Source organism: Thalassotalea sp. G20_0 (genome assembly GCF_017744175.1).
In the GTDB taxonomy this organism is placed as follows: domain Bacteria; phylum Pseudomonadota; class Gammaproteobacteria; order Pseudomonadales; family Endozoicomonadaceae; genus Endozoicomonas.
Genome location: NZ_JAGHQV010000004.1, coordinates 1 through 26641, shown reverse-complemented (window position 1 = coordinate 26641; position 26641 = coordinate 1). Strand labels below are relative to the sequence as shown.

Here is a 26641-nt window from a genome sequence, read left to right as displayed (position 1 = left end):
AACCTTGGTCGTATGACTTTATGAATAGAAAAAAACCGGGGATATAAAGTCAGGAAAACTCAGTAGAAAACTGACCACAAGGGTATAAACGGAGGTGGTACTTAAGGAAGGTTTTTCATTTATAGCGAGTACGATATGCATTCCCACGGGGGGATCCCGTGGGAGAGTTTCGCCCACGACAACACCGGATAACCGTTCACGCTTAACTCGGCAAGTACTCTTTCCCCCAGCCAGTACCGATAACTTTGTCGTTTAGCATGGTTGCAATTTGTTCATCGGTATAGCCAAGACCCGCAACAATTTCAGTAGTCGAACGGCCTAATCGCTCGGTTGGTGTTTGCGCAATAATCTGTGCCCGTGAAGGCCTGATTGAGTAGTGATCAATAATAGTCACTGCGTGTCCACTGGGATGATCCCGGTAGCTGGAAAACGCATAACTGCCAAGGTCAATTCCCACTTTACCATCGGCAGGGCGAGTGTAACGCTCTCGAAGCTCGGCGATCCCCACTGAGCGCACCGCTGCTATATCCTGTTCCCGCAGCGCCTGCGCCCAATGATCAGCACTTTCCCCTAAGAGAACCTCGGTCAAAAAGGCCTTCTTATCTTTTGCTTCACTAATGCCAGCAAGGCCCGGAACGCGTTCAAGCTTGATCAACTCCTGCTCGCTGGCATCAATAAATAAATTGCCGTCTTTCGTTGCGTAAAAATGCGATAAATCGTGATTGCCCAAGGCTTCTCGCCCGGAAGCTTCATCAAACGGAGCACGCCCCTGGTAATCATAGGCAAATTTAATTTGTGCCAGATTGGTTGCCGCAGATAACGAAGTGCACGCCCGGCTATGCCGCCCGGTGCGCATTTTATGATAAAGACTTAAGGCCATCCCCAAACCGCCAACAAAACCACAATTAACATCCAAAGTGCCTAAGTGTGCGTGTTCCTCTGGCGTTTGTGGTCCACCAAAACGACTCATAATGCCGCTATTTGCCTGAATAATGTCGTCATAACCTATGTAGTCTGTTTTGGGTCCACGGGTTGGTCCTCCCAGGCAGTCTAATCGACAGAATAACACGCCCGGATTAACGGCCTGTAAGCTGGCTTCGTCCAGGCCCAAAGGCACTATCTGGCGCTCGGGGGCATTAATTAACACCAGGTCAACGGATCGAATTAACTGGTGAAAAATAGTCTGTCCCTGTTCAGTATTGATATCAACCAAAGCACTCTTTTTGCCAATATTGGCTTGAAAACTGTACACGGTGCCAATCAGTGGATCATACAATGGTGTAACCGGATCCAATTTGATCACTTCGGCACCAAAGCGACTTAAAAAGGCGGCAGAATGGGGGCCGGCAATAACATTGGTCAAATCGAGTATTTTCACACCTGCCAACCAGGCCTGTCGGTTGTCCTGTGCCGCAACCGCGCCAGTTAGCCGGGGCGTTGCTTTAACATCTAAAAGCTCAGCCAGTGCTGCCTCAAAATCAACCGTGACTCTGGCCCTTGGCTGTAACATTTGTTCCGCCGATTCTTCCAGCCAGACCATAGGCCCCGGTTGTTTCATCATTCCATATTCAGGATCATCCACTTCAACGATCAATCCCGCTTGCGCACAGTGGTCACTGTTGACCCATTCCTGAGTGGTGCGATGGGGTGCCCCCGGAATTTGCCCTTCGCCAAAGATAACTCCCCACTCTTCTGAGGTTTTGGTTAAAAACACCCGCTTCATTTTGGCTGAGATAATGTCAGCCCACTTTTTCGGCAGTGGATAAACGCCAATGGAGGTTTCGTCATCCCACTCATCAACCGGTAAATGCAGATTGTTCACCTCAGGTAAGCCTTCGGCCAACAACTCGTCATATAAGCCCGTCACCTGTAGACAGCGTTTGGCGTGATTGCGATGGGATGGACAAACGACGTAGAAAAAGCGACCGTCTTTGCATTGGTAAGTGCGATAGAAGGGATCCAGGTATTCTTGTAAATCGTCGTAGCTAACATCCATCGGCAGATTGTTTTCCTTGCGATGGTTGATTTCATGCTCGCGCATGGTCAGGTAGCGTTTGGGCAAATCTTCAATAACGATGGAGTTGTACGACAACCCTTCCATTAAGGCAGCGACAATCGGCACTTCAATATGATCACCAACACCGAGTTTTTCCCGGGCGAACAGTGCCATCACCACCGAGCTGGCCGCCAGCGTTGTCGCATAGGCTGAGCACAATGACAAAGGAGAAAAACTGGGATCCACGCCCATCAACACCCGGTTAAAGCCCATATCGGTGAAAGCACCAGAGTTAGCCGCAACAATAGCCTCTGTTGCTTTCCACTGACTGCGCAATTGATCATTACTGGCATAGCCCGGCATGGAAATAGTGATCAGCTCAGGACGTGCTTGCCGCAACTGTGCAAAATCAATTCCCAGACGCGTTAAGACACCGGGACGAAAACTTTCTAAAACAATATCGGCGTGATCAATTAAGCTTAACGCCTGTGCCAGACCCTGATCAGATTTCAGATCAATATTTACCGTGGTTTTGTTCCGGTTCAAAACAGCATTGGCAGGACTCTGCCATTGTGGCCCGGTTGGCGGATCAATATGAATCACCGTTGCCCCCAGGTCAGCCAGAATCATGGCAACCGCAGGCCCGGCTATTTGCTGGCCAAAATCGATAACCCGAATACCGATTAATGGTAAATCTGCTTTCATACTCAATGTGTTTTCTCACTCTATTTAATTAGTAGTTCTGACTTTCAATCTCCAGCGTAAAAACGTGAAAAGTAATAATTTTGTTTATCATAAAAGTCGTTATTAATTAATTAGCTCATTTGAAAACTGAGTAGTTACCTTTCAAATTTATTAAACACCGACATAATAAACGCTTGATAAAAACTGACCAGCAATAAAAACATTATCTTTGATCTTAATTTTTTTATAACAGCCTATTCCCGGTCAGCCTCCCGGGCCGGTTGAACTTCACTGAGCAACCAGGTACGAAATGCCTCGACATCCTGATGTTTAACATGAGAGTTGGGGTAAACGAGATAAAAAGCTTCATCGGTTGGAATTTTAGTTTTAAACGGGGTAACCAACTTACCCGAATCGATCAGATCCCTTACCAGGCTGGTGCGACCAAGCGCAATACCCTCCCCCAATACTGCCAACTCCAATGCCGATACCAAGGTGTCCATATAAAAGCCCTGGCTGGTCTTAATATCTTTATAATTGGCCTGACTGAGCCAGTGCCCCCAACCTTCTTCATAGCCCATCACGTGCAGCAACATATGCTCAGAGAGATCAAAGGTGTCTTCATCAATCGGGTATTTTGCCAGGTAGTCGGGACTGCACACAGGAAAGAGCTCATCCCAGGTTAACCGGTCGCTGGTCATCCCCTGCCAATGGCCCTTGCCGTAACGAATTTCCAGATCGCTATCCAGGCTATTTTCCCGCTCAACTTCATTCACCCAGATATTGCTGGTCAAACGCAGGTTAGTACCCGGATGTTGCTTTCTAAAATTTTTCAGCCTCGGCGCTAACCACTTAATAAAAAACACCATATTCACTTTAATGGTCAGCAGGTTCGTTCGACCATGGCCAAAGATCTCTTCCGTGGCAACGGTCAGGCGCTCAACAGAATCGTGGACAGCAGGTAGATAGGCGGCCCCGGCATCGGTCAGCTCCAGTCCCCTTGGTAACCGGCGAAACAATAAACAACCCAACTGGCTCTCCAGGCCCTTGACCTGCTGGCTCACGGCTGCCTGAGTAAGGTTTAGCTCGTTAGCCGCATGAGTAAAACTCAAGTGCCGGGCAGAGGCCTCAAATGCCCTGATCCAGTTTAAGGGCGGCAGTCGTTTTTTCATAAGAATACCGTATAAGTACCTGAGCATTTGAAATCATATTGCAAACTGGCCAGATCAAAGGGAAGTTAACGACTTAAACAAATGTTTAATTATTATTTTCAAGCTTTTTAGCTTTGGTTTTTAATATTACATAACTTAATAAGTGGCACTTACAAATTATTTTATACCTTTGCCATAAGTTTTATTGATTGTCTTCAAACCGAAAGCTGCTCAAAATTATACCATGTCGTAAAAGTCGCTATTAGAGAAATGACTGATTGGCAATCATCGTATTTTTTCAGAGCGAGGCAAAATAAAATGAATAACAACAAACGCGAAAAAAAGCATATTGACTTGCGAAAGCAAATGTTACCAACGGGTGTCGTGCTTGTAAGTACGCAAAAACAGGTACATGAGGAAATATTACTTCCTGTCGTCTAACCTGACCTTTATGTTTATATCATTTCCCGAAGACTTACCATCCAGCCTGCCTGAGTATACTGCTCAACGGCAGGACCAGAATGTTCAGCTGCAAGAGCAGTTGCCCGGCAACAGGCCCGGATTGAACCACTCGATAACGCCCCTAACCACCATGCCCTCCTGTTTGTGCAGAAGAGGTGATTGCGCATGAAGACATTCCCGAGGGATCCACCCGTTTCGGTCGGGAGCCCAGCTCCGAGCAGGCGATGGAAATTAAGGTTAAGACCATTCAAAGGCATTCAGGAAAAAACGGCTCAGTGTTCCGGATGACCCGACCTTACCCCTGCACAATATCCCTTGCGCAAGTCAGTGCAGGCGTTTTTGAGTACTTACCCGTGCGTCCAGGTTTACCGAGCGGAGCGACACTATGAACAGCCCGAAGTCAGTAACCGGTATTTTTGCCAATACCCATCCCGTGATGAGCAGGGGCTCGGCGATAGTCATTGTCGCCTTTGTCCTTTTTACGATCATTGCCCCGGCATACGCTAATAGCCTCTATGAAGCCGCCAAGCGCTTTATCGCCACCAGCCTGGCCTGGTATTACGCTATCCTGATGAGTTTCTTTTTACTCCTGGCCATATACACAGCGTTTAGTCGCTTTGGCCGCATTAAGTTAGGTCACGACAACGACAAACCAGAATACGGCTTCTTTTCCTGGTTCTCGATGCTGTTTAGTGCGGGTATTGGTATCGGCATCCTGTTCTGGAGTATTGCCGAGCCAATTTACCACTTGCAAAGCAATCCTTTTATTGCCGAAGGCCAGGCAAAAACCGTGGCAGCCGCACAGGTAGCGATGCGCTTCAGTATCTTTCACTGGGGCTTACACGGTTGGGCACTATTTGCGATTACGGGGATGGCATTAGCTTATTTCACTTACCGCAAAGGCTTGCCATTATCGATCCGTTCTGGCTTGTACCCGACCTTTGGCAACAAAATATACGGCCCGATTGGTCACATGGCGGACTTGCTGGCGGTTTTCGGTACTGTATTTGGTATCGCCACCTCGTTAGGACTTGGCGCTCAGCAGATGAACGCAGGTATTAGCTATCTGTTTGGTATCAATATCAGCCCGGCCAACCAAGTGATCATTATTGCGATCATTACAGGATTGGCAACGCTCTCAACGTTAAGAGGCCTGGACAAAGGCCTGAAAAAAGTCAGCGAATTAAACATGCGCCTTACCGCATTAATGCTGACCTTCTTTATTGTTCTGGGGCCAACTGCTTATTTACTGGGAGCCTTTGCCACTAACCTGGGTGATTACATGACCCATGCCATCGGGCTCGGTTTTTGGGTTGACCCGGATCCCAAAAGTCAATGGCAAAGTTGTTGGACCCTGTTTTATTGGGGCTGGTGGATCGCCTGGGCACCCTTCGTCGGCATTTTTATTGCCCGTATCTCTAAAGGCCGTACCGTCAAAGAGTTTATTCTGGGAGTCTTGATCGCACCAACGTTACTGGCAACCTTTTGGATCACCGCGTTTGGTAATACGGCTATTTTTATTGAACTCTTTGGTTCTGGCGGGGTCACAGAGGCCATTAATAAAGATATTACAACGGCTTTATTTGTCACCATGGAGTTAATGGACCTGGGTACGGTTGTTGTTGGAATCGGTGCCATTATCTGCACAGTCATGCTAGTGACTTACTTTATCACTTCTGCTGACTCGGCAACCCTGGTTATCTGTACGTTAGTGTCTATGGGCAAACAAAAATCACCTCCCAAGTTACGTATGTTCTGGGGCTTACTCATTGGTGCGGTTGCCGGTGTGTTATTAATTGCCGGTGGCTTAAAAGCGTTACAAACCGCCTCTATTGTTGCGGCACTGCCCTATTCTATTGTTCTGGCGCTTACTACCTGGGGCTTGTATAAGGCTTTTCGCGAGGAACCCAATATTGACATGCCATACTCAGTCACCCCCGGTGATACTCCACTGCCACCGGAATACGGTCAAGGCTATGCGCTCAAGCGCAGTAAGCAGGAAACAGCGGAGTGCCTGGCGACTAATCAAAATGTTTAGTGCAGAAAAGCACCAATACCCGTTCATCCTGAGCGGAGTCGAAGGATGGGAGCACTGCACTTCGACTCCGCTTGTGTGAACGGCATGGATATCAACGCTTGCCAGTGAATAGACTGTCCTAACGAATAAGGAAAACCACATGTCTTCACAGATCATTCTTCCGCGTATTCTGCAAGTTGGTGAACATGCGAGTTTGGCAGTCGCTGATATTTTAACCAGTATGGGCTGCTCCCGCGCCCTGATTGTCACTGATAACATGATGGTTAAATTAGGCTATGTCGCTAACATCACAAAAGTACTGGAACAGCAACATATAACGTTTGATGTTTTCTCAGACACCGTGCCCGAGCCAACCGTTGCCTCCATTCAAGCCGGGGTGGAAATGGCCAGGGCAGGTGATTATGACGGCATAATTGCTTTAGGTGGTGGTAGTTCTATCGATAGCGCCAAAGCCATTGCAATGCTCGCTCAATACGGCGGTGACATGAAAGATTACCGTTTCCCGCGTATTGTCAACGAACCCGGCTTACCCCTTATCGCGATTCCAACTACTGCCGGTACCGGCTCAGAAGCAACCCGTGTCACCATTATTACTGACGAAACCAGCGACGAAAAAATGCTCTGTATTGGTACCGGCTTTATGCCTGTTGCCGCGCTCGTTGACTACACGCTGACCATCAGTGTACCAGCCCGAACCACCGCAGATACCGGTATTGATGCCCTGACCCACGCCATTGAAGCTTACGTCAGTAGAAAAGCCAATGCTTACAGCGATACGCAAGCCATTGCCGCCATGAAACTCATTGCGCCAAACCTGCGCAAGGTTTACCACAATGGCGAAGATCAACAGGCCCGGGAACAAATGATGTTGGGTTCGACCCTGGCGGGTGTTGCTTTCTCTAACGCATCGGTTGCCCTGGTACACGGTATGAGCCGCCCTATTGGCGCTTTTTTCCACGTACCGCACGGTTTATCGAATGCCATGTTATTACCGGATGTCACGGAATATTCTATTCCTGCTGCCCCCGGGCGCTACGCGGATTGTGCCCGGGCTATGGGCATCGCTGCTCACCGGGCCAGTGACCGGCAAGCCAATGAAAAATTATTAACTGAACTCAAGGCCCTCAACGAAGAGTTATCCGTACCAACGCCAGCGCAATTCGGTATCGATAAAAATGAATTTTTCTCCGTTTGCCAGACTATGGCGGAACAAGCCCTGGCCTCAGGCTCACCAGGCAATAACCCAAGAGTACCAAGTACTGAAGAACTCGTGAGCATGTATCAGGCACTATGGGATTAGCACAATGCTCAAGCACTCATGAATCAACTGTGCCTGAGTGCTAAAAATATCAGCCCCGGGAGGACATCAATGAATACCATTGGTCATTTTATCAACGGTGAAATGGTCCACGATACTGAACGCACTCAAGCAGTGTATAACCCCGCAACAGGCCAGGCAGAAAAACAAGTCGCACTGGCTTCTGTTGCTACCGTTGAAGAAGCGATCACCAGGGCTGAAGCCGCTTATCCAGCATGGCGCAATACACCAACAATAAAGCGTGCCCGCGTCATGTTTAAGTTCAAAGAATTACTTGAACAAAACACCGAAAAAATTTACCAACTTATTGGACAGGAGCACGGCAAAATTTCACACGACGCTGCGGGTGAATTACAACGCGGTATTGAAAATGTCGAATACGCCTGTGGCATCCCTGAATTATTAAAAGGTGAACACAGCAAAAACGTTGGCCCGAATATCGACTCCTGGAGTGAATTTCAACCACTGGGCGTTGTTGCTGGCATCACCCCGTTTAACTTCCCGGTTATGGTGCCGCTGTGGATGTTCCCGATAGCCATTGCCTGTGGTAACTGCTTTGTTCTAAAGCCGTCTGAGCGTGATCCCGGTGCCCCCCTGTTTATCGCTGAACTATTACAGCAAGCGGGATTACCTGACGGCGTTCTGAATGTGGTGAACGGCGATAAAGTTGCGGTAGACACTTTACTTAACGACGAGCGTATTAAAGCGGTCAGTTTTGTTGGCTCAACACCCATTGCCGAATACATCTACCAAACAGCGACTAAAAATGGCAAGCGATGCCAGGCGCTTGGCGCTGCTAAAAACCACGCCATTATTATGCCAGATGCCGATATGGATAACGCAGTAAACCAACTGCTTGGTGCCGCCTTTGGCTCCTCTGGCCAGCGTTGTATGGCGCTATCCGTGGCAGTGGCGGTTGGTGATCAGGCTGCTGATGAATTAGTGGCAAAAATGGCTGAGGCAATGAAAGGCCTGAAAGTTGGTGCCTGCACCGATAGCAGCAACGACTTTGGTCCGGTTATTACCGGTGCTCATCGTGACAAGGTGGTCAGCTACATCAATCATGCCGAAAGCCAGGGGGCAAGCATTGTCGTTGATGGCCGCACCCCGAACGTCGATGGCTACCCCGATGGCTTCTTTGTTGGCGGCACCCTGATAGACCGGGTAACACCAGACATGACCAGCTACCAGGAAGAAATCTTTGGCCCTGTACTGCAAGTCGTCCGTGTTAACACCATGCAAGAAGCGATGGACTTAATCGATGCTCACGAATACGGCAACGGTACTTGTATTTTTACCCGCGACGGCGAAGCAGCCCGTTACTTTTCTGATCACATCCAGGTGGGCATGGTCGGTATCAACATACCGCTACCAGTACCCGTTGCTTACCACAGCTTTGGTGGCTGGAAGCGCTCGCTGTTTGGTGACTTGCACGCTTACGGCCCTGACTCCGTGCGTTTTTACACCAGACGCAAAACCATTACTCAACGCTGGCCTTCTGCCGGTATCCGCGAAGGTACTCAATTCTCGATGCCAACAATGAAATAATAGATTGTTAGAAAGCCTGCTGGATAAAGCTGGTATCCGCACTCTTAACGAAAAGCTCAGTAAAAAAACTGTCCACAAACAGCTACTCCTTCTTGGGGTAGACGGTGGCGGTACTTCATGCCGGGCACATATTGTTCTGGCAACCAAGTTACTGCGGTGAGGTATTCCCCCGGTAAACCCTGGTCACGGGGCATAACTTTATTGACGGGAAAAAAACCGGGCATATAAAACCCGGAAAGAACGCACAGAACAACAATTACAGGAAAAACTCACTAATTCATTAAAAGGTTTAAACAGTCAACTCCGGCGCCATCAGGGAAGAGCCGGAGAAGTCACAGGTTTAGAAAGAGTATGGAACCACCATAGTCAGCTTAATGTCATTCTCATCCTGGAATGCATTTTTAAAGCCGCCAGCATCCCAGCTTGGCTCACCAGAGTGATTGCGGTAGTTGGTCCAGTGCAGTGCCACGCTGCTGCCTTTCCAGTTCCCATCTTGAACGGTATAGCCAAGATCCACGTTAAAGGCACTTTCTTTCAGTTCTACACTCTGGTTCCCATAGTCTGCTGATGGCTTACCATCCCAACCATGTGCGAAGGAAGCACCAACTCTCCATCCGGCCAGATCCTGGTCTGCCAGATCACGCCACAAACCAACGTAAACGGCTTTTTCTCCATCGTGGTTGAAGTCAGATCTGGAATCCCACCACAGGTCGTAAGCACCGGCAGAAGTGCCAAGTGGAACAGTCGTACGGTAAATGAAGTATCCCTGATCCCCTTTAGCGCGAGTCACTGTAGACTCAGCCTTCAGCGTATAAGGACCAACAGCGAAAGATGCCGTCAGGGCCTGCTGCCAGGCGCTACCATCATAGACTTCCAGGTCACCCGCATCTTTGGCTCCATAGTAGTGGTAAGCCAGGTTCAAGGTACCATCAGCCACCTTCATAGAATGCTTGACTTTGGCATGGTATGTATCGAGGTAATCATCTGACTGGGAGAACGCACCATCCAGAATCAGGCCATTGTCAAAGGTGTAGACTGCGCCAACAGAGTGCAGATAATCGATCTCTTTGTCGTTGACGCCAGTTAAACCTGCATCCGGGTTTCTGGTACGGAACTCATAAGTTTCCTGGAACCAAGGTGCCTTGTATTCGTCAGCCCACATATAAGCAACACTCAGGCTGCCAAAATCTGCACCGAACTGGGCTCCACGGTATGTACCAGGCATGAAGTTCCAGTTAACACCCAGTCCACCTGGGCCAGATGGCTGAATATAACCAGCTTTAGCCCATGTATTTGCAAACTTGAATTTCAGGGCAGCCTTGTAGAAGCTCACATCATCCTTGGTTGATGTCTGAGACCAGTCTGGGTTATGAGGGTTGTCCCATGGAAAAAAGTTCATCTCATGGTCAACACCGCCACCCTGCTGAAGATCCATGGAACCATACAGGCCAAGATCCAAGCCAACAATCCCGCCAATATAACCAGAACTGAAGTCGATATTGCCCAGAACAGAGGTATGATCGAGGTTAGTCTCAAACTTGCCAGTGGAAACGTTGTAGCGGTTCCGCTTACGGGAGAACGCGTAGACGCCACCAGTTACTGATGCGTCTTCAAAAAATGCATTACCAGTGCTTTCTGCAGCGGTGTACATGGAATCATCAGTCATGTCTGCAGCAAAAGCGCCGGTTGTGGCACTTGCAACAAGGATGGCTGTCGCCAGTGTGGTCTTTTTAAACATCGTCGTTAATCCCCATTAACTCCTGGTATGTTTTCTGTTTTTTTTAGAAAGACAGCACTTTCTGTTTATGTTGACTGCAGAGAAGTCAGGAATCCCTTTTCCCTGCCCGTTTCTCTCGAATGATTGTTGTTGCTAAAGAAACGGTGCCTTTGTAAACGCTGGTCAGTTTATCTTTTCGCAAAAAAAATGTAACCGGTTTCCGCAACCGGTTTCAATCTTTTCTTCACATTTTTGTCATAAATCAAATTTTCATCACTTTTCACATCCCACTAAAAAAACACAAAACAAAAAATTGATTTGCATCATGAAAACCGACAGTTAAACCCCTATCGCTTGTCAACATAGTTGTTTCTTCTGGCCAGGGAATATTCCATCCGGGCAAACAAACGACCGGCAGACGCTGAAATGCCAATGGCTTCAGGCATTTACAGCACTCCAGCCATTACTGGAAAACCGCAATGAAACCGGTTACAGAAACCGATTGCACTGTGATTTCTTCTGTGATTTCATTGTCAACGTAATAAAAACTTCCATATACGGTTTCCCGTTCAGTTCCTGGACACTTCGACCAGGCTCTTCACAAGAGCAGACGGAAATACCTGTACTGGACCAACGAAACTGACTTGTCTTGGAATTGAATAGCGGAGTTAATGTGATGAAAAAGATTTTTCTATGCTGCAGCGCAGGAATGTCAACCAGCATGCTGGTTAAGAAAATGGAACAGGCCGCTGCTGACCGTGGCCTTGAAGTCAAAATCGATGCCGTTGGCATGGCCAACTTTGAAGAAGCTATTGAGTCTTACGACGTATGTCTTCTTGGCCCACAGATCAAATTCAAACTGGCCGACTTCCAGGCTCATGCGGCAAAACTGAACAAGCGCGTAGAAGCTATTGACCCAATGGCCTACGGCATGATGAAAGGTGAACAGGTTCTCGATCAGGCGCTTGCCCTGCTGGAAGAAACTGCATAACAAAAAACAACGCAGCAACGATTGCGACTTAAGAGAACGGGGATTAACCATGAAACTGTACGACCAACTCATACAATTTGTAGAGCAGAAGCTCGGGCCAATAGCCGGCAAGCTGGGTGCTCAGCGTCATATTACCGCACTGCGTGATGGCTTTCTGGTGGCCATGCCCTTCATTATTGTGGGCAGTTTTATCCTGATTTTTGCCAACCCGCCTTTTGCTGCCGATACCACCAACGCTTTCGGTCGTGCCTGGCTGGACTTCGTTGCTGCACATCGCCCAACCATCGTCATGCCCTGGACCATGAGCATGGGGATAATGTCCCTGTTCATTACCATGGGTGTCGCTTACTCTCTGGCCAAGTCCTATCAGATGGACGCCATTGGTGCCGCAGCCCTGTCTGCCATGTCATTCCTGCTGGTTGCTGCGCCTGAAAAAGGCTGGGCTCTGCCACTGAATCACTTTGCCGGTACCGGTATCTTTACTGCACTGCTGGTCGCCTACTTCTCTGTAGAGCTGACCCGCATTCTGAAGAAGTACAACGTTACTATTCGCATGCCTGAGCAGGTACCGCCAGCCATTGCTGCGTCCTTCGCTCTGCTGGTTCCGGTGCTGGCGATTTTCGTAACGCTGTACCCACTGAGCCTGTTCGTACAGTCTGGCTTTGATATGCAGATTCCCGATGCGGTAATGACCATCTTCAAGCCACTGGTCAGCGCTTCCAACAGTCTGCCAGCGATCATTGGTGCGCTGCTGCTCTGCCAGCTGCTGTGGTTTGCCGGTATTCACGGTGCCAACATTGTTGTAGGTATTCTGTCGCCTATCTTCCTGGCTAACATTAGCGCCAATGCTGCTGCCTATGCCGCCGGTGAAACCGTACCTAACCTGTTCACTCAGCCTTTCTGGGACTTCTACATCTTTATCGGTGGTGCCGGTGCAACACTGTCCCTGGTTATCCTGATGAGTTTTAGTAAAACCGCTCACCTGCGCAGCGTTGGCCGCATGAGCTTCCTGCCTGGCGCATTCCAGATCAACGAACCGGTTATGTTCGGTGCCCCGGTGGTCATGAACCCAACCCTGTTCATTCCATTTGTGATGGCTCCGGTGGTGAACGCCATCATCGCTTACGTTGCCGTTAACACGGGCATTGTTGACAAAGCCATCGCGGTAACGCCATGGACTGCTCCAGCCCTGATCGGTGCGGCCTGGGGTGCAGGCTGGGCCTTCAAGGCTTCTATCCTGACTGCGGTACTGATGGTGATTGACATCATGATCTACTACCCATTCTTCAAAGCCTACGAGAAGCAGGTAATGGCCCAGGAACAGGCCACAGCCACAGGTGCCACCAAGACTGACTCCGTCGGTAACCCAGCCATCGCGTAACACCTACCCTCCCCACCGGCTGAGTCCGGTGGGTGTACTACTACTCCCTTGTTTTCAGGAGACTTCCCATGAACGTCGACAACGTTGTAATGGAATTGATTGTTAAATCCGGCGAAGCCAAAAGTCAGGCTCTCGAAGCCCTGGCACACGCCCGCTGTGGTGATTATGTCAAAGCGGAAAAATCCCTTGCCGATTCCCGCGAAGCTGGCAGACTGGCCCATAAAATGCAGACTGCCCTGATCGCTGCTGACAATGGGGAAGGCAAGGTACCGGTTAACCTGCTGCTGGTTCATGCACAGGACCACCTGATGAACTCTATGCTGGCACAGGATATGGTAGAAGAGATGATCCGTCTGTATCAGCGACTGGACAACCAATAATTTTTTAAACGACTGAACGCAGCCATTTTCTAAGTCGATCTTTGGCATCCAGAATGCCCATAGCGAAAAGAGAGTACTCCACAAGGTATTTTCACGAAAAAGCCCGGCGTAATCAGATCGGAATCAGGAGACAGCAATGGCGAGCATAAAGGACGTAGCTGAACTGGCAGGGGTTTCCAGGGCAACGGTATCCCGGGTTCTCAACGAGACAGGTCAGATTAAGGAAGCGACCAGAGAGCGCGTACATAAGGCGATGAAAAAGCTGAATTACCGCCCGAACCCTTTGGCTCGCTCATTGGCGACCTCTTCCTCCAACACCGTTGGATTGGTGGTTACCTCCTACCGGGGCTCCTTTTTCTCCGAGCTGATGGCTGAAGTTCAGGAAGAGATGGATCAGCAGGGAAAATTTCTGCTGGTCAGCCGGGGCAAGCGCTCACGGGAAAGTGAACAGAAGGCAATCCAACGACTGAAGGATATGCGCTGTGATGGTCTGATTCTTCATGCCCGTAATCTATACGACGAAGAACTGATTGAGCTGGCGAAGGAAGAAACTCCGTTTATCCTCCTGGACCGACAGATTGAGGGGCTGGAAGACTGCTGTGTCGCATTTGAACACGCTGAAGCTGGTAAGCTGGCCGTTAACCATCTCATAGAGCATGGTCATCGCAAAATTGCCTGTCTGGCAGGCCCACGGGAGCGACTCACCGCACAGCTGCGTTTTCAGGGTTATGAGCAGGCACTGCGTGAACACCACATTGAACTGGATGAATCACTGGTGGCCGAAGCAGATTATGACCGGACAGGCGGTTATCACGCCATGGCCGAAATCCTGGAAAAACATCCGGATATCACTGCCGTTTATTCCTGTAGCGAAGAGATGTGTGTGGGTGCCTTTGACCTGTTCAGAGAACGCAGAATGACCGTTCCAGGCGATATCTCCATGGTCAGTTTTGACAGCGTCAGTATCTGCACCATGTTAACGCCTGCGGTAACAACAGTGCACTTTCCCATCAAAGAGATGGCGGCCCGGGCATCAGAAGCACTTTCAGGCCTGATGAATCAACAACCGTTGCCCGCACTGGAAACATTTAAACCAGAATTACGACAGAGAGAGTCCGTCCGTACTCTTAAATAGCAATTTAAGAGCAAAGGTTCTCAGGAAATTATCATGAAAAATCTTAAGCTGACGATTATTGGCGGTGGCAGTAGCTACACACCGGAGCTGGTTGACGGCATTATCCGCCGTATCCGTGAGCTGCCTGTTACCGAAATCTGCCTGGTTGATGTTGAAGACGGTGAACACAAAGTGAACATTGTCGCCGATCTCACCAGGCGCATGATCGAAAAAGCCGACCTTGATATTAAAGTATGGGCAACACTGAACCGTCGTGAAGGCATCAAAGACGCCCAGTTTGTTATGTCCCAGTTCCGTGTGGGTGGTCTGGCAGCCCGTGCCCGTGATGAACGTATCCCCCTGCGATACAATGTCATCGGTCAGGAAACCACCGGGCCTGGTGGTTTTGCCAAAGCGCTGCGTACTATCCCTGTGATTCTCGACATCTGTCGTGATATTGAAGAAGTTGCCCCAAATGCCTGGCTGATCAACTTTACCAATCCGGCTGGTATGGTGACTGAAGCCGTTATCAAGCATACCAATGTCAAAGTGATGGGGCTTTGTAACGTCCCCATCAATATGCACTACTCCATTGCCCGCATGCTGGGTGTTAAGCCGGAAGAAGCGTCCCTGGATTTTGCCGGTCTGAACCACATGGTATGGGTTCACAAAGTTTCCGTTGCCGGTGAAGATAAGACTCAGGAAGTTCTCAAACTGCTGGGAGATGGTGCCAGTCTGAACATGAACAACATTACCGAAGAGCCATGGGATCAGTCGTTCCTGAAGGCCCTTGGAGTGGTTCCCTGCCCTTATCACCGTTACTTTTATCTGAAAGAGGCGATGCTGGCTGATGAACTGAAAGCCGCAGAGTCTGGTGGTACCCGTGCAGAACAGGTGATGAAAACCGAAGAAGAGCTGTTTGAACTGTATGCCGATCCTGATCTGGATCATAAGCCAAGCCAGCTGGAAAAACGTGGCGGCGCTTACTATTCAGAAGTCTCTCTGGATCTGGTAGATGCCATCTGGAACAACAAAAAAACGATGAATGTCGTTAATACCCGTAACAATGGTGCCATCAATGGCCTGCCAGACGATGCTGTGGTAGAAATCAATGCCATGGTGGATGCCGACGGTGCACATGCCATCTCTTTTGGTACTATGCCAACGCATCTGAATGGTCTGCTCCAGCAGGTCAAGGCTTATGAGACGCTGGCTATTGATGCTGCCGTTTATGGCGATTACGACAAGGCTCTGATGGCCATGGCATTGAACCCACTGGTTCCGGATCTGGCCACGGGTAAGAAGATTCTTGACGATATCATCGCCGAGAACCGCGATTACCTGCCACAATTTGCCAACCTCGCTTAATTTGTTTGGGAACCGCGAAGAGAAAAAAGCGCTTTCCGCTGCCCGCCACCCGAAAAAGCACACAAGCCCGGTTTTTTCGGGCGGCGGGCGGTGGGTAGCGGGCAGCGCCTCCTTTAATCCGTTGCGGTTCAAAATTCCTACATCTCTGAGGGGGAGAGTTATCTCCAGCGCCCTATGAAACTGATCGTCAATGCCGATGATTTCGGCCTGACCCGGGGTGTAAACCTGGGCATCATCGAAGCTTTTCAACAAGGTATTGTCCGCTCCACCACCTTCATGGTGGGCATGCCTGCCGAGCGCCATGCTGCTGAACTGGCCAGACTCAATCCGGGATTGAAAGTGGGCATCCATCTTCGTCTGACCGCAGGCACCCCCATGGACAAAAATGTTCCTACCCTGCTTGACCAGACCGGTAAATTACAGAACCAGAGCCAGTTCTGGGACAATCAGTCCATGAGCCCGGAAGAAATCGAATGCGAACTGCGCGCACAGATTGAACACTTCCTGAGCCTTGGTGTTGAACTCAGCCATATGGATGGTCACCACCACTGCCATCGCCACCCATTGGTCGCCCCTATCGCCAGGAAGCTGGCTGAAGAGTACAAGGTTCCACTTCGCCCGGAAAATGAAATAACCCAATACCAGGGCAAAAGCCTGGGCTTTTCCGACAAGTTTTACGGTGACAATCTGACAGGTGAACACCTTCTTGAGATCGTTCGCCAATACCTGGGCAGAGTTCAGGTGCTGGAGCTGATGGCACATCCGGCTCTGATCGACGAACCGCTGCAGGCAGCCAGCGGTTATGCAACCGCCAGAGCCCGTGAGCTGGCCATTCTGACCGATCCATCACTGCCTGAAGCTCTTGGCAGTATGGGTGTTACCATCTCCGATTACAGCTGCCTGCAGGATTAAGCAGATATGGCATCCGCACTCTTGACGAACAGTTCAGTAAACAACACTGACCGCAAACAACCTCTTCTTCTGGGCGTAGACGGCGGCGGTACTTCATGCCGGGCGCGTATCGCCGATCTCGACGGCACTATTCTTGGGGAAGGGTTCGCAGGCAGCGCGAACCCTCGTACCGGGCTTGATTCAGCCTGTAATGCCATCATGCAGGCCACCTGTGAAGCGATGGATAAAGCAGGCCTGGAAGAAAACGACTTTGGACGTATGTATGCCGGTCTTGGCCTGGCCGGTGTCAATCAGCAGAAAGAACGAGACCTTGTTCTGGACTGGGGCTTTCCGTTTGCCGGTATTTTCCTGGAAACCGATGCCTACGCCGCCTGCATGGGTGCCTTTAATGGCAAGGACGGAGCGATCCTGATTCTTGGTACCGGCTCCTGTGGTGCCAGCCTGATTGAAGGTGACATGAAAACACTGGGCGGCTGGGGTTTCCCGATCTCGGATCATGGCAGTGGTGCCAGCCTGGGCCTCGCCGCAGTCCGTTATGCCCTGCTGGCCCATGAAGGTATGAAAGAAGAAACCCCTTTAAGCCAGGCCATCATGGCAACATTTGACAACCGTCCTGAAAATGCCGTTGCCTGGCAGGACAGTGCTCTGCCGAGAGACTACGGTTCTTATGGACCGATGGTGGTTGAGCATTTGAGCAAGGGCGATAAGCTGGCAGAACAGTTGATTCGTGAGTGCGCTGGCGACGCAGCCATGATGATCCGGGTCCTTCATCAGCGTGGCGCTAGCCAGTGTGCATTAGTGGGCGGGCTGAGTGAGTACGTTATGCCCTGGTTGCCAGAGGATGTTGCGGCCATTGCCACCCTGCCACAGGGTGATGCCATGCACGGTGCTCTGTTGATGGCTATGAAACTCCTCTGAAAAACGTTCGGCTTCCATCGGGAAGCCGAATAGTACGTCATTTCAATGAGCTTGATGTGCACAGTCTCCGCTCAGGACGAACGGAGTTTGAGCAACTCAGGAGCAGTTGACGTGTAGGCCAGTCTATTTCGGACAAGCCCCCTAAGGGAACTTAATTTTAGAAAAAAGGTCAGAATTAAAACAAAAGGTCAAGAACCATTAAACGAAATGGGTCTTGTGTTTTTTTCAAAATCATGGTTTCAGACTATGCACAGTGTAAATAATGATGATGTTTCAAAAATCACTTATAATCCCCACCTAGAAAACAAAAATCGAAAAATTGATAATATTGATAATAAAGTTTCGCAAAGGGAAAGTGAAACCAACAATCCCATTACTCACAGAACATGTAATACAGCAGGGGATGCAGCTGCATCAAGGTCTGTACAGGCTGCCAGGGCCCTACCCGATTTGCCATCAATCCACATGACAAAAAAATTTTACCGGCCCCTGGATAAAAAACCTCTTGTGATTCGCTATGAAAAACTTATTACACACCGAGACTTCAGGGAATTACTTTCCAAACATATGAATGTTTATGCAGTACTGACAGATGATTGTCAGGGTACAGGAGCTGCCAACATTATGGCTATCGGGAAACCAAAATTCAAAGTAAACGAACTGAAGAAAGACTTCTGTTCTACTGCTTTTCGATCTATCCCAACATTAAAAGAAACACCTTGCAGTTCTGATTTGATTGGTTTTTTACTTCGTACACCTCCTTGGATTGTCGATCATTTCTACGGGAATCTGAAAATAAAGTCCGCTAATTCCGGGATAATGAATTCGATTGAACAGTCAATCTTTCGAAAATTAAAACCAAAATATGAGGCGGGAGGAATTCACACTCATTTTATTGTTCTTCACAAAGATTACCTGAAGGATATCTCTCCACAGGAAGCAAGATTTATTTTTGAGAAAATCTTTGATGAATCTTTCGAAAAATTAAAAATAATGAAAGAAGATCCAGATAACGGTGATAATAATCTGAACTCAACAGCAACAATTGACGACCTTCCAGAAATCATACGCTTTTATGAAGATAAAAACTCTCTGATAAGGTATAACCCTTGGTGTTTAAATTATCTTGATAAAGCATTACTCAGTAATGTTAAATGGAAACCTGAATCTGCGAGTACACAACACACAGAACAGAACTTTTCCTGTAAAATTCTTTGAGACTCTTTTCGAATTCCAGACTGCTATGTAACCAGCAAATTGACTAAGGGCTGAAGCAGGCTTTTGCCTCTTCGGCCAATCCCTTATTATTGTGGGTTCTTGGGCCACCGGGAAGCTGTCCGAGAATAGCGCACATCCAGGCGACCCCGTAGCGAGGGCGGCAGAAGATTGAGGATAAAAATTCGGTTTTGTGAGGTGCATAGCGGGGCTATTTACCGAACAAAAGCGTACTTTAGACCAATTTGCTGCCATCCTCGCTACGGGCGCTATTCTCGGTCAGCCTCCTGGTTAATACGATACTCTGCCGAACGCGCATGGGCAGTCAGTGACTCTCCCCTGGCCAGAACGGAAGCTACCTTCCCCATTTCCGATGCCCCTTGCGCAGAAAACTGAATCACCGAAGAACGTTTCTGGAAGCCATACACCCCCAAAGGTGAAGAGAAGCGTGCGGTTCCTGATGTGGGCAATACATGGTTCGGGCCCGCACAGTAATCACCCAGAGCTTCTGCCGTATATCGGCCCATAAAAATAGCACCGGCATGGCGTATCTCTGGCAGCCAGTTCTCGGGTTCTTCAACCGATAGCTCAAGGTGTTCCGGTGCGATGCGATTTACCAGTTCACAGGCTGCCTCAAGGTCAGGTACGGCAATCAGGGCTCCGCGCTTATTAAGCGACGCTGCGATAATATCCTGCCGTTCCATGGTTGGCAGCAGTCGATTCATACTCTCCTGCACCTGCGCCAGAAAATCCCGGTCCGGTGAAATCAGAATTGCCTGGGCATCTTCATCATGTTCCGCCTGGGAGAACAGATCCATGGCGATCCAGTCGGGGTTACTGTGGCCATCACAAACCACCAGTATTTCTGACGGGCCGGCAATCATATCGATACCCACCTGACCAAACACTTCCCGCTTGGCGGTAGCGACATAAATATTGCCGGGACCGACAATCTTATCCACCTTCGGGATCGTTTCCGTGCCATAGGCCAGTGCCGCCACCGCCTGGGCACCACCGATGGTAAATACACGACTGACCCCGGCAACAGCGGCCGCCGCCAGTACCAGTTCATTCAGCTCACCGTCTGGTGCGGGAACCACCATCACCACCTCAGGCACCCCGGCAACCGAGGCTGGTATGGCATTCATTAGTACCGATGAAGGATAGGATGCACGGCCACCGGGCACGTAAAGTCCCACCCGATCCATCGGGGTCACCTGTTGGCCAAGCAATGTGCCATCGCTCTCACGGTAATTCCAGGAGCTCTGTTGCTGATGCTGATGGTAGTCACGAATCCGCTTTGCGGCGGTTTCCAGCGCTGCCCGCTGCTCAGGCTGAATGCTGTTGAGCGCCTGCTGCAGGCGCTCAGCATCGAGAGTCAGTTCATCCATACTGGTGACCTGACGCCGATCAAAACGACATGTGTAGTCCATCACAGCCTGATCTTTCTGTCTGCGCACCTGAGCAATAATTTCTTTCACCTGCTGCTGGACACTGTCGTTTGAAACAGACTCCCAGGCCAATAGAGCGTCAAGCCGGGATGAAAACGTCGGACTGCTGAAATCCAGTTGAACCGGGGCTACGACTTCCGACGTCATGCTTGTTCCTCAACCGTATTGGTTTCTGCAATGGTTCTGGAGAGTTGATCCAGTAGCTGGCCAATCATTTTGTACTTCACTTTCATGGATGCCCTGTTGACCACCATTCTGGAACTGATTTCAGCAATCAGCTCCTGAGGCTCCAGACCGTTGGCCCGCAGGGTGTTTCCGGTATCCACCACATCAATAATGATATCCGCCAGGCCAACCAACGGAGCCAGTTCCATGGAACCATAGAGTTTAATGATATCCGCCTGGATCCCCCGGGAGGCATAGTACTGCTTGGCAATATTGACAAATTTCGTCGCCACCTTAAGTCGGCCAGAGGATTGTGCTGCGCCAACCTTCCCCGCAGTCATCAATTTGCACCGGGCAATGTTCAAATCCAGAGGTTCATATAACTCAGAGGAGCCGTGTTCCATCAGCACATCCTTGCCAGCCACGCCCATATCGGCGGCACCGTACTCAACATAGGTTGGCACATCACTGGCCCGGACAATCAGCAGGTTTACATGGGGGTGCGTGGTACCAATCACCAGTTTGCGACTTTTATCCGGATCCTCCGCAGGCTCAATACCCGCAGCTTTCAACAGAGGGAGAGTCTCTTTCAGGATGCGCCCCTTGGACAGCGCGATAGTGATCTGGCTCGACATACTTCTCTCAGGCTTCCTTACTTATCATACGTTGTTAAAATGGTGGAGGTAGAAGAACTGCACAGTTAAGAATTAATGAATTGTTATAGGTACCCTTCCGCCAGAGAGTATCCCTGGCCTGGATACGGTGAACAGGATTGGATAATAACATAGATATAGGGAAAGGTACTTAGAAAGGTAGGAGGCTGGCATGTGTTGTTTAAATGGGCCAGCTCTTCTTGAAAGCATACTCACTATTTATCTAATCAACCCGCAAGGGCCGGAAAGCCCCCAGAAAGTTTCGGGTCTGCCGGGGCATTAAGCCGACGTTTTGGCCTATCCATTTCTTTTATAAGACTAACAGGCAATACACCCTGCGAAGAGTGCGGCAACGGATTTGCCCGGGAATTGACTGGCAAATCCTGCTTTACAGGAGCCCCTGCTCCGAACATCTTATTGGCAAAATCAAAGTCCCGGGCCATCATCAGCCTGATGTCATCGGGCATATCTATGTCACCGACCAGCTTACGTACCGTCCCTACCACCTCTTCAGTAAGCTTTTGTTCAGGCCGTTTTTCACTAGCGGGATTGTAAATACTGCCATCAGGATTACTCTGACTGTTCTGCCAGAATTCCTGCAAACGCTGGAATTGATAACTCTGGTAAATCGGCTCCAGCACTTTGCCATCCTCCGGGTTAGCCAGCCAGGAGCTGGTGGGTGTGGTAGATATCAGATGCAACAGGTAGGGCTGTCCCGCTGATTCAGGAGTAACTTCGGATCTGTTCACCAGTTGCACCGCTCTTTCCGGAAGCGCTTCCACCAGGTTGGCAACCAGGAATAACAGACGGGACAGATCCTGCGGTCCAGTTGTATTTCCCTTCACACTATTAACCAGCAAAACCAGACTTTCCAATGGAATCTTCCTTGCCAGAATGGAGTGTGACGGAGCATTACCCAGCCGGAATTCTTTGATCACCTGATCAATGACCTTACCAAGCAGGATAAGATGATATTTTGGATTTTCATCGATTGATACCGTCCTTAGCGCACTCAGCAACTCTTCATGGGTATCACTGTGAATGGACAAAGGACAGGGGTTAAATAAGCCATCAATAAATCGCAGGGCGTTAAATGACCCAATTCCCCTTTCACCTTGCAAGGCAGGTGTATAGGGAGCGCCTTTGAACGACATCGGTATTGCAACAGGTACGGTGAAAAATTGCAGGATGCGATTGGCCGTTTTGGCTAACCAGCGGGTAATCGGGTTTGACCTTTCTTCAGAGAATAGCGTTAACTTTAACTTGATAACCGCCTTGCCATCATCTGCCAAAGTGAGTCCGGGATTGTAGGCTTTAAGCGTATTTTTAAACATGGCTTTACATACCTTACCGAAACGGCCGGCATGAACACGGATGGATTCAATATCATCCAGAGTTCCTGTGGTATTGTTAATAGCAACTTTGGCATCGACTTTAATAGGCCCGCCAATCAGCCACCCGGCAAAACGACTCAACCGGTCAGGCATCAGCAGTGTCGTTACATCAGCGTAACCATTACGATGACGGTCAATGTGAATATCCGCCTCGACATGATCAACCAGGCTATGGCCTGCCAAACTCACTTTTACTGACTCAATGGTTGGATGTCCATCCTGCGGCCCGACACTGATATCGATGTAAGGTCTTGGAGCATACTTATGTATGTTAAGAGAGAGTTTCAGGTTGCTAAGGCCAAAACTGAGAATATCTTCTCCGGGGCCGTCCAGAATATTGTCGTGAAACTCACCCGTAATTTGATCAACATTGAAATCAATATGATCTGGCGTAAATGTATCCAGCAGACTCCTGGCTAAATCGGCAGGGCTCATCGCAGGGGCAGCTGCTAATAGAGCGGCTTTGTACAACTTGCTTTTTTCCGGTAATTGATAGGAAATGGATACTCCGGTCACTTCGATATCAACATCAACCTGATTTTCATTCTCGAATATCAGATCCATTTTGCGAATCTGAATAGAGCCATCCTTCATTTTCGTCAGGTAAGCCTGAATATTCTTAAACACCCGACCATCTATGATGACCCGGTCAATCTTCACCGGTTCATTGAGATTTCCTCCCAAACACTCATAGGTTTCCGTCGTCTGCATCAGGAAACATAAAATTTTCGGGAGCTCCCTGGCCACACAGCTTTTTGGTTGAACCTGCACAACGCCGGACGTAATCTTATCCGGATCAAAGCTGTGGGCAAAAGCCGCCGCCATTTCTGCAGCCAGCTTATTGAAATCAATGTCCTGTGCTTTATTTCGTGCCAGCAGTAATGCTTTATCCTGAACCGCCTGACGTACAGAAGGCATAACCTCCTCCACGGTTTTATCAATCAGGGGATTCACCAGAGATGAGATGTCGGCACCATGATCCCGGACCCAACCAGAAAACCAGCGACCCGTGTAAGTCATCGCCCGGGTCAACACCTGATCAATAATGGGGGTCAGGTAAGGCGTCATATCATCAACTGCACGTTTACATTCTGTCTCTCCCTCTTTTCCAGCAATCTGCTTTGCCACAGCATCGACAACAACCCGGGTAACCGTTGTGCGAATCTGGTCGGTAAATACTGCAACGAAATGGTGTAAATTAGCGTCGTTACTCAACCAGAGAGCAATATTTTGAATAATATCCGCCTGAGCCTGCTTGAGTGTTTCGGCCATCGCCTTCTGTATTGGCTCGATAACCTCTAACTCAACCCCTTGTTGATGACGGATAATCCATTCCCCACCATTAGCCATCAGATGCGTTAACATTTTATCAATGGCCTTGTGCAGCTCCGGTGTCGCTGCCAGGGCATTGGCTTTGATCCATTTTTCCATGCCTTCCCGGATAAAACCCTTGCCATGATTCAGGGCCTTATCGATTGCACCATCAATATGCGGCATTAATAATGCTGCCAGGTCCAATGGTGCTGAAGCTTCGACATTCACATTCTTCAAAAGCGCCTCAATTGCGCTCTGGATGCCATCTGCATGGTTATAAACGGCATTAGCCATACCCTCAATCGAATCGGCAACCGCCTGGCCTAAATAGTTAGCCGTAAGACTTTGCACATGGAGGTTAACAGCTTCGGTAATGCCAGCCGAATTGCCATCGGATGGTTCTGCAAGCGTTCCGATACCGTATTCAGCCCCGGCACTCACCGCTTCGTTAACCATTCGCTGAACATGGGGAAGAACGATTGGGAAAATAGACATTCTGGAACGATCTGCATCGTTCCCGGATTTCAACCGCAGATTGTCTGCCCATGCCTTACGACGGATGATATCAGCGCCTTGAGTAATCACTTCCATAATGCCCTTGCTCAGGTCTGGTATCAGGTCATCCATCATTTGAGACTGACGAGAGTGGCCGCCTTTCTCAGTGGCTGTGTTCACCCCTTGAGCAGGTGCTATTGCTTCCGCAGCCCTGCGCAGGGTAGCGACAACATCACCCTTATCCTGCTGACTACCGTTGACCGCAGAGCGCAGAGTCGCCAGCCGATCATGCAGGATGGATTCCATCTCCGGGGCCGCCTGTCGCATCATTGCCCGAACATGGACTTCTACATCGTGCCGGAGCACCGTTCTATGCTGACGTATCCAGCCTGAAAGCTGATCCACACCGTAACCGGCCAGTTGTTCCAGTACCTGCCCCCTGTTGAGTTGATTCTGCAGGAAAGGAAGCACTGCATCCCTGAGAGACCGGGACTGTGATGTTTGCTGTAGGCTCTCTGCCACCAGGCTGGAGGTACCCGTCACTGTCGGTACAACCAGGCCATTCAATCTGTGCACAAGAATATCCAGCAGTTTCTGCCGGTTCGGCTGCAGTTCTGTCGTGGTATCTTCTTTAGCCAGCCAGCCAAGCACACCGTCAATGACCGCCTGCTGGGTCACCACCGCCTGCTCAGTAATGGCATCAATCACCCTGGGGACGACCACTTCATTATCAGCAAACAGGCCGGTTGCCAGTACGTCCAGCCACCTGGTGCCATCAGCGATCCCCTGCAATGTCAGGTCACTGGCCATCGCTTTCACACTGTCGTAAGGCAGACCTTCCAAAACCGCTTCCAGCTGGTCTGCACCGCTGTGCAGCATCTCGGCGAGGCCTGTTTTCAGCATGTCATCGACTTCGCTGCCAATAGTCGTACGTTGAACCGAAGCTACCTGTCGGACAGTTTGCTGCTTCTGTGTCGAACTGACTTTATCCGGGCTGCCCGGGATCAGTGCTTGTTCAGCTGCCTTCTTCACCTCACTCACTGTTTGTTGTTGCCAGGCAGCAGACAACAGCTTTTCGGTGATACTTTCGACAACGTTTGTCGTAAGAAATGGAGATACGACGCCGGTCAGTTTAGCTATGCCATCCCCGGACAGCACCACACCATTGCCCTGGTGTTTGGCAACAAATCCGGCACCTTCTTGAACGGCGACCTTGATAACCTTGCCAAAGCTGTCAGACAGTATTGACCTGGCCACTTCCAGTTGTTCTGTTTCATCTATGGTCAGCTTGATTAAATCACCGACCATTTCGCTGGCCTGCTCTGCTGCGGCCTGACGGGCATCATGCCAGTGGTCCTGCTGGTTATGAGGGTTCGTTGTCGTTTTCTTCACACTGGTGACAGCAACATCTCCAGCCCTTTCCTCTGGCTTCTGCGCTTTTGCCGCCTGGCGCAGGTCAGCCACTACGTCGCGCTTATCCTCTGGACTCTTTTTCATTGCGGCAGCCAGGGCTCGTAACCTTGTGTGCAGGAGCCTTTCAAGTTCCGGTACGGCTTTGTCGATGCTTGCCCGGGTCAGTGCTTTTACATCCCCTGCAAGGTCGTCCTTATGCTTGCAGACACTGTTTACCAGCGCATCCACTCCGTGAGCGGCCAGCCGTTCCAGTACCTGACCTTTCTGGACCTGGTCCTGTACGAACGGCATCACGGCGTTTCTGAGCGCGGTGGATTCTGATGCCTGGTTTCCGAGTGCCGCCGCCTCGCCCGCCACGCCGGTCAGCAGTGGTTCTACCAGAGTATTTCCACGACGAACCAGGATCTCCTTTACGACTTCCAGGTTCTGCTGCCCCGTTGCCTGATCCACGGTTGTTAACCAGCCAAGCCCGTGAGTTGCCAGGGTCTGCACCAGCGACTCCGCCTGTTCGGTTAACTTATCAATTACCCTGGACACGACCCGGGCATCACCGGCAAACAGGC

Annotated in this window: 18 protein-coding genes; 12 read left to right on the top strand and 6 right to left on the bottom strand. The window is 49.8% G+C overall.

Annotated features, from left to right (window positions below; genetic code table 11):
* Positions 1-202 precede the first annotated feature (202 nt).
* Both J7438_RS03035 and gcvA read right to left on the bottom strand, forming a co-directional pair.
* A complete protein-coding gene (locus J7438_RS03035) occupies positions 203-2701 on the bottom strand; it encodes a CoA transferase (protein ID WP_209275406.1) in 2499 nt (832 codons plus the stop codon).
* A 233-nt stretch (positions 2702-2934) separates the two neighbouring features.
* On the bottom strand, positions 2935-3852 hold the full coding sequence (gcvA, locus tag J7438_RS03030; protein WP_209275405.1) for a transcriptional regulator GcvA: 918 nt from the start codon (positions 3850-3852) through the stop codon (positions 2935-2937).
* 826 nt (positions 3853-4678) lie between these two features.
* Between gcvA and J7438_RS03025 the strand changes: the two genes are divergently transcribed.
* The 4 genes from J7438_RS03025 to J7438_RS03010 all read left to right on the top strand — a co-directional run bounded on the left by J7438_RS03025 (position 4679) and on the right by J7438_RS03010 (position 9357).
* Entirely contained in the window at positions 4679-6331 is a 1653-nt protein-coding gene (locus tag J7438_RS03025; protein WP_209275404.1) for a BCCT family transporter, read from the top strand.
* 139 nt (positions 6332-6470) lie between these two features.
* The gene (locus J7438_RS03020) at positions 6471-7631 is read left to right on the top strand and encodes an iron-containing alcohol dehydrogenase (RefSeq protein ID WP_209202575.1); all 1161 of its coding nucleotides are present in this window, start codon (positions 6471-6473) and stop codon (positions 7629-7631) included.
* A gap of 69 nt (positions 7632-7700) precedes the next feature.
* Positions 7701-9197 carry a CoA-acylating methylmalonate-semialdehyde dehydrogenase gene (locus J7438_RS03015; RefSeq protein ID WP_209275403.1) on the top strand — a complete coding sequence of 499 codons (1497 nt, stop codon included), beginning with the start codon at positions 7701-7703 and terminating at the stop codon, positions 9195-9197.
* A gap of 4 nt (positions 9198-9201) precedes the next feature.
* Complete coding sequence (locus J7438_RS03010; protein WP_209275402.1) at positions 9202-9357, top strand: hypothetical protein; 156 nt, start codon at positions 9202-9204, stop codon at positions 9355-9357.
* 180 nt (positions 9358-9537) lie between these two features.
* Here the strand turns inward: J7438_RS03010 and J7438_RS03005 are convergent, their stop codons facing one another.
* Positions 9538-10935: an OprD family outer membrane porin gene (locus J7438_RS03005; RefSeq protein ID WP_209275401.1), complete on the bottom strand. Its 1398-nt coding sequence runs from the start codon at positions 10933-10935 to the stop codon at positions 9538-9540.
* Positions 10936-11590: 655 nt separating this feature from the next.
* On the opposite strand from J7438_RS03005, the gene J7438_RS03000 reads away from it, so the two are divergent.
* The 8 genes from J7438_RS03000 to J7438_RS02965 all read left to right on the top strand — a co-directional run bounded on the left by J7438_RS03000 (position 11591) and on the right by J7438_RS02965 (position 19196).
* Positions 11591-11905 (top strand): PTS sugar transporter subunit IIB, encoded by a 315-nt coding sequence (locus J7438_RS03000; RefSeq protein ID WP_066014498.1) that lies wholly within the window; start codon positions 11591-11593, stop codon positions 11903-11905.
* 49 nt (positions 11906-11954) lie between these two features.
* Positions 11955-13286: a PTS sugar transporter subunit IIC gene (locus J7438_RS02995; protein WP_209202583.1), complete on the top strand. Its 1332-nt coding sequence runs from the start codon at positions 11955-11957 to the stop codon at positions 13284-13286.
* 68 nt (positions 13287-13354) lie between these two features.
* Positions 13355-13666, top strand: coding sequence for a PTS lactose/cellobiose transporter subunit IIA (locus tag J7438_RS02990; protein ID WP_101745094.1), 312 nt, complete (start codon positions 13355-13357; stop codon positions 13664-13666).
* Between the two features lie 136 nt (positions 13667-13802).
* Positions 13803-14801, top strand: a complete 999-nt coding sequence (locus J7438_RS02985) for a LacI family DNA-binding transcriptional regulator (protein WP_209275400.1) — start codon at positions 13803-13805, stop codon at positions 14799-14801.
* A gap of 33 nt (positions 14802-14834) precedes the next feature.
* A complete protein-coding gene (locus J7438_RS02980; protein ID WP_209275399.1) occupies positions 14835-16148 on the top strand; it encodes a 6-phospho-beta-glucosidase in 1314 nt (437 codons plus the stop codon).
* Positions 16149-16322: 174 nt separating this feature from the next.
* Positions 16323-17060, top strand: coding sequence for a chitin disaccharide deacetylase (gene chbG, locus J7438_RS02975; protein WP_209202589.1), 738 nt, complete (start codon positions 16323-16325; stop codon positions 17058-17060).
* A 6-nt stretch (positions 17061-17066) separates the two neighbouring features.
* Positions 17067-17978 (top strand): glucosamine kinase nucleotide-binding domain-containing protein, encoded by a 912-nt coding sequence (locus J7438_RS02970; protein WP_209275398.1) that lies wholly within the window; start codon positions 17067-17069, stop codon positions 17976-17978.
* 246 nt (positions 17979-18224) lie between these two features.
* Entirely contained in the window at positions 18225-19196 is a 972-nt protein-coding gene (locus tag J7438_RS02965; protein ID WP_209275397.1) for a hypothetical protein, read from the top strand.
* 266 nt (positions 19197-19462) lie between these two features.
* Here the strand turns inward: J7438_RS02965 and hisD are convergent, their stop codons facing one another.
* From hisD to J7438_RS02950, 3 genes are all read right to left on the bottom strand, one after another.
* Positions 19463-20791 (bottom strand): histidinol dehydrogenase, encoded by a 1329-nt coding sequence (gene hisD, locus J7438_RS02960; protein WP_209275396.1) that lies wholly within the window; start codon positions 20789-20791, stop codon positions 19463-19465.
* Positions 20788-21444 (bottom strand): ATP phosphoribosyltransferase, encoded by a 657-nt coding sequence (gene hisG, locus J7438_RS02955; protein WP_209275395.1) that lies wholly within the window; start codon positions 21442-21444, stop codon positions 20788-20790. The genes hisD and hisG overlap by 4 nt, the downstream gene beginning before the upstream one ends.
* Positions 21445-21689: 245 nt before the next feature.
* On the bottom strand, positions 21690-26641 hold a 4952-nt coding region (locus tag J7438_RS02950), incomplete at its 5' end, for a hypothetical protein (RefSeq protein ID WP_209275394.1).